This is a genomic window from Microvirga tunisiensis (genome assembly GCF_009296175.1).
Lineage (GTDB): Bacteria > Pseudomonadota > Alphaproteobacteria > Rhizobiales > Beijerinckiaceae > Microvirga > Microvirga tunisiensis.
In genome coordinates, this window is sequence record NZ_VOSK01000913.1 from 1 (window position 1) to 756 (window position 756).

At 59.9% G+C, this 756-nt stretch carries 1 protein-coding gene; it reads left to right on the plus strand.

Annotated elements, in window-relative coordinates; translation table 11 throughout:
• The first annotated feature begins 108 nt into the window (after window positions 1-108).
• Window positions 109-741 carry a calcium-binding protein gene (locus tag FS320_RS45735; RefSeq protein ID WP_338105717.1) on the plus strand — a complete coding sequence of 211 codons (633 nt, stop codon included), beginning with the start codon at window positions 109-111 and terminating at the stop codon, window positions 739-741.
• Window positions 742-756 lie beyond the last annotated feature (15 nt).

A 756-nucleotide genomic window follows, 5' to 3' on the forward strand; every position in this document is an offset into this window, starting at 1 on the left:
GAGTTTGCTCAACCGTCGTCTTGACGGCTCTGCCGCCAGCCCTGCGCAATCGCTCCATCCTGCCACACCCGGCTCCCGCCCTGGGATCGCACTCCCACGTCCAAGCTCATTGACAACGAACATCAGAATGCTCAGGACAACAAGCTGTATGGCCTTGACGGCAATGACACGCTCGACGGTGGCGCGGGAGTGGACTCGTTGGCGGGCGGTGCGGGCGACGATGTGTTCATCCTCCGCAAGGGTGAGTTCCAGGGCGACACGATTGCCGATTTTACCGGCAACGACGCGCTGGCAGGCGACCGAATTGAATTCGTCGGCTTCTCCAGTCAGGCGATCCTATCCTATGTCGGGAACGGTACCTGGACAGTCACCGACGGGAGCTACTCCGAAAGCTTCCGCGTCTCCAGCGGGGCTAAGGTTCACGCAAGCGATCACAATCTTCTGTCGGCACCAGGCCCGATCCTGAATGGGGATGCCGGTGACAACGAGGTCACCGGCACCTCCGGGGCCGATACGATGAGCGGCGGAGCAGGCAACGACACCTACTACGTCAATCATAGCGGAGATGTGGTGAATGAGGTTGCCGGAGCTGGAATCGACACGGTGATCAGTTCCGTGTCCAATTCCAGTAATAGGGGCAAAACCGTTGGCGATCACGCTAAGGAGCAGCGGTCGCTGACCAGATCTGCCAGGCGCGGGACGGCTGGCGCATCAGCAATTCCCAGTCTATCGCCAAGATAGCTCCAGAATGACACT